This window comes from Phyllobacterium sp. P5_D12, from assembly GCF_054049495.1.
Genome location: NZ_JBFUMG010000349.1, coordinates 1 through 4870 on the forward strand (window position 1 = coordinate 1; position 4870 = coordinate 4870).

The following is a 4870-nucleotide window of genomic DNA, read 5'->3' on the forward strand; positions in this document are numbered from 1 at the left end:
CACATGGTGAGCTCGGACTCATCTTTTTTTGAATTCAGGAGCTTGATGATTTGCTCGCTGTCGGCGATTGCGTCTTCGCCGCGCTTGATTGTTCCTGAAATCGGGCAAGTCTCGATGCGCCGACCAACCACGCGCACGAACATTTCCGGCGATGCGCCGACCAGATATTCATTATCGCCCAGGTTGATATAAAACGAATAGGGCGATGGGTTGATGGCTTTCAGCCGGCGCGAAATAACCGACGGTTTGGTTTCGCAGCGCTCATAGAATGTCTGCCCCGGTACGACTTCAAAGAGATCGCCACGCATGAAGCTTTCCTTGGCCTTCTTGACCAGTTCAGCATATTCGCCTGGATTGTAATCGCCGCGTCCGGGTATCTTGTCTGTCGGCTTGAATGGCTTTGCCGCCGTCTCCCGCGGGAGACCCTCGGTTGAAGCGCCGGCGAACGCATAGTCATAGCGATCGAGCCATGCCTTGGCAGCATGATGGTCGACCACTAGGATCTCATCCGGCAGATATAGGACGATATCACGCTGGTCGTCCGGACGTTTCAACTTGTACTGGACTGTGTCGAACTGGAACGCCAGATCGTAACCGAACGCGCCATAAAGACCCAGATTGGCATCGTCTTCGGTAAAGAACAGACCAACAATGCCGCGCAGCACCGTGAACACGGAAGGTATGCGTGAACGCTCTTCTTCGGTGAATTGGCGGCTGGGTAGCGCAATCTCAAGTTCAAGCCTGGTCGCACTTGTACCTGTAACGGACACCTCCTCAAGCCCTTCGATAGCTTGCTTGATTGGAGCCAAAAGAACTTCGCCGCGCTTGTTCAACGCTTCAATAGTCATGTGACGACCGTTCGATGTGATCACCACCGGCGGGTCCACAATTGCCGTATCCCAACGCGTATATCGGCCCGGATATTCATAGTTTGACGAGAAGACGGCGCCGCGCCGCTCGTCGAGAGCATCGACATAGCTGTCGATAGCGCTGGCATAGGCCGTTGCTATGCGGGACCGCGTGATCGTGACACCGCCTTTGGTATCGAATATTTCCACATCGCCTTCAATTCTGTGCATCATGAATTCCCTTGTTGCATCTGGCGTTGCGGGCTTCGGCGGTCAAACAAAAAGGCCGCCCGGAAAACCCGTCGCGGCCCTGTTCCCTTTTCACAAACATGCAAAAGGCTTTAGTGGCCGCTATCAGCGAGCCCACCACCAGCCATTTGAAAGAATGCGCGTGTTCATGCGGTGATTGTTAGCGTTACATTGCAACGCTTGCAACAGCAAAAATATGAGCTTCCACCAACGTCTAAAAGAGCCCCTCGATCAAACCATCACCATTCAGATGAATCCGCTCGGCCGAGGGAGACTTCGGCAAGCCCGGCATGGTCATGATTTCTCCGCAAATGGCCACAACGAAGCCCGCTCCGGCAGAAAGACGCACTTCCCGTACGTGCACCACATGGTTTACCGGCGCTCCACGCAAATGTGGATTCGTCGAGAATGAATATTGGGTCTTCGCCATGCAAACCGGAAGATTGCCGTATCCAGCCTCTTCCCATTGCAGCAATTGTTCGCGCACGCTCGTATCCGCATCCGCTTCTGCACCGCGATAGATCCGTTTGACGATAGTTTCGATCTTGTCGAACAGGGATAGTTCGTCCTCGTAGAGCGGCGAAAACTGCGCTGAGCCACTTTCCGCCAACGCAACGACCCTGCGCGCGAGTTCTTCGATCCCGGCGGAACCCAGGGCCCAATGCTTGCACAGAACGGCCTCGGCGCCATGCGCCGCGACAAAAGCCTTCATGGCTGCAATCTCTGCATCCGTATCGGCAGTAAAATGATTGATCGCAACCACGACCGGCACACCAAACTGGCGGACATTTTCCATATGGCGTCCGAGATTAGCGCAGCCAGATTTGACGGCAGCGACGTTCTCTTGACCCAGATCTTCCTTTGCCACACCGCCATGCATCTTCATGGCACGGACCGTTGCGACGATCACTGCCGCCGCCGGCTTTAAACCAGCCTTTCGGCATTTGATGTCGAAGAATTTCTCGGCGCCAAGATCCGCACCAAAACCTGCCTCGGTGACCACATAGTCTGCAAGTTTCAGCGCCGTTGTCGTCGCAACGACCGAATTGCAGCCATGAGCAATATTTGCAAACGGGCCGCCGTGCACGAAGGCTGGATTGTTCTCGAGAGTCTGCACCAGGTTGGGCTGCATGGCATCCTTGAGAAGCACGGCCATGGCCTTGTCGGCCTTCAGGTCGCGAGCATAAACAGGGGTCTTGTTGAAGCGGTAGCCGATGATGATTTCGCCGAGCCGCTGTTCCAGGTCCTCCAGATCATTGGCAAGGCAAAGAATAGCCATCACCTCCGAGGCGACCGTGATATCGAAGCCCGATTCACGTGGAAAACCATTGGCCACGCCGCCGAGCGAGGAAGCAATATCGCGTAAGGCCCGGTCGTTCATGTCCATAACCCGCCGCCAGGTGATACGGCGCGTATCGAGATTTAGCTCATTGCCCCAGTAGACGTGGTTGTCGATCATCGCCGCCAGCAAATTGTGAGCGGAGGTGATGGCATGAAAATCACCTGTAAAGTGCAGGTTGATGTCCTCCATAGGAATGACCTGCGCATAGCCGCCACCCGCAGCACCACCTTTGGTGCCGAAACAGGGACCGAGTGATGCTTCACGAATGCAGACGATAGCCTTTTTCCCGATCCGATTGAGCCCGTCGCCAAGACCGACTGTCGTCGTCGTCTTGCCCTCGCCCGCCGGCGTCGGGCTGACGGCAGTCACGAGAATGAGCTTGCCATCCTTGGCACCACGCTTGGACCGGATGAACTCCGCCGAAAGTTTGGCCTTGTCATGGCCATAGGGAGCAAGATGCTCTGGTGGAATACCGATCTTGGCGCCGATCTCCAGCACCGGCTTTTTCACCGCGGAGCGCGCAATCTCAATATCGGATTTGACGATAGCCATCGACGTCTCCTCAATGCTTCAAGAACGTCAAATAGCATCCTGTCGGCGAATTGGGGATAGCCAGAAGGGACTATCCCCAGTTGCTGAGGCTTGGAGTCTCTATTCGCCCATGGCAATAAGACTTGCATTGCCACCTGCCGCCGCCGTATTCACGGAAACAACCTGCTCGAGTGCAAATCGTGCCAGATAGGCCGGGCCGCCCGCCTTTGGTCCAGTACCGGAAAGACCAGAGCCGCCGAAAGGTTGCGTACCGACAACAGCGCCGATCGTATTGCGGTTGACGTAGACATTACCAATATCGAGCCGGTCGATGATCTTGGTTACTGTCGCTTCGATGCGGGTGTGCAAACCAAACGTCAAGCCGTAGCCGGTCGATGCAATCTGGTCGAGCACCTTGTCGAGGTCCTTGGCCTTCCAGCGAACAACATGCAAGACAGGGCCAAACACCTCACGCTCCAGCGCTTCCGGCCGGTTGAGCTCCACGATATGTGGCGCGAAAAACAGGCCATCTTTCGGTGCCTCGCCCGCAAAGCGCACTTTTTGTGACTTCCGCATCGCCGCGATATGATCTGTCAGCATATCGCGCTGTGCCTGATCGATGATCGGCCCGACGTCCGTCGAAGGCAAAGAAGGGTCACCCAAGGTGAGTTCCTTTGCTGCACCCTCGATCATTTCAAGCATGTTGTCAGCGATATCTTCCTGCAGATAGAGAATGCGCAGAGCAGAGCAACGCTGGCCAGCTGAACGGAAGGCCGACATGACAACGTCATCGGCGACCTGTTCGGAAAGGGCTGTCGCATCGACGATCATCGCGTTGAGGCCTCCTGTCTCGGCGATCAGCGGAACAATCGGTCCCTTCTTCGCTGCCAGTGTGCGGTTGATCGCCCAGGCCGTGTCCGTCGACCCGGTAAAGGCGACGCCTGCGATTTCCGGATGTGAGGTCAGCGCCGCTCCAACGGAACCATCACCTGGCACATAGAGCACTGCATCTTTCGGAACACCTGCCTCATGCAGGGCGCGAATTGCCTCGTAGGCAATAAGTGGTGTCTGTTCTGCCGGCTTGGCCAAGACAGTATTGCCGGCGGCGAGCGCTGCCGTTACTTGACCCAGGAAAATCGCCAATGGGAAATTCCAGGGGCTGATACAGACGAAAGCACCACGGCCGCGATGCCGCAACTTGTTGTCCTCGCCGGTTGGCCCGGGCATGACTTTGTCCACGCCAAACTGTCTGCGAGCTTCGGCGGCGTAGTAGCGGCAGAAATCCACGGCTTCGCGGATTTCGGCGATGCCATCATCGATCGTCTTTCCTGCCTCACGCGAAAGAAGGTCGAGAAGGCGGTCACGACTGGCCTCCAAAAGGTCTCCCGCCTTCTCCAGCGCTTTGGCCCGCGTTTCCACCGGGACACGCGACCAGGATGAGAAACCCTTGCGCGCAACACTCACGGCTTTGGCCGCCTCTTCTGCGGTCGCAAAAACCACAGTACCAACCGTCAAACCACTCACCGGAGAGACTACATCCTGCGTCTTGGCGGACGGCTTCACGCCCTCGATCAAGGGGACCGCTTTGACAGTCGTCGACGCCTTGGCAATTCCCGAGACGAGTGCAGCCAATTCCTTGCGATCGCCAAGCTCGACACCGGCTGAATTGGTGCGTTTGCCATAAATTTTTTGCGGCAAGGGGATGTTCGGATGGCGATAGCCCTTGCCATCGTTYAGTTTCTCGGCCGGCCTTATCAACAACTCCGAAATCGGTATATTGTTGTCGCCAACCACGGAGACAAACGACGAGTTTGCACCGTTTTCAAGAAGACGGCGCACAAGATAGGCGAGAAGATCACGATAGCCGCCTACGGGCGCATAAATCCGGCAGGCGATCTTG

Annotated in this window: 3 protein-coding genes; all 3 read right to left on the bottom strand. The window is 56.3% G+C overall.

Annotated features, from left to right (window positions below; all coding sequences use genetic code 11):
* Positions 1 to 1079, bottom strand: a 1079-nt coding sequence (locus ACXJ5O_RS19085) for a chorismate-binding protein (protein ID WP_457301273.1), incomplete at its 3' end; no start/stop codon positions are given.
* A 232-nt stretch (positions 1080 to 1311) separates the two neighbouring features.
* Positions 1312 to 2991: a formate--tetrahydrofolate ligase gene (locus ACXJ5O_RS19090; protein ID WP_457301274.1), complete on the bottom strand. Its 1680-nt coding sequence runs from the start codon at positions 2989 to 2991 to the stop codon at positions 1312 to 1314.
* Positions 2992 to 3090: 99 nt separating this feature from the next.
* The coding region (putA, locus tag ACXJ5O_RS19095; protein ID WP_457301275.1) for a bifunctional proline dehydrogenase/L-glutamate gamma-semialdehyde dehydrogenase PutA at positions 3091 to 4870 on the bottom strand (1780 nt) is incomplete at its 5' end.

Coding starts and splice junctions, on each gene's coding strand:
- ACXJ5O_RS19090 (WP_457301274.1), bottom strand. CDS start 2,991: ATGGCTATCGTCAAATCCGATATTGAGATTGCGCGCTCCGCGGTGAAA.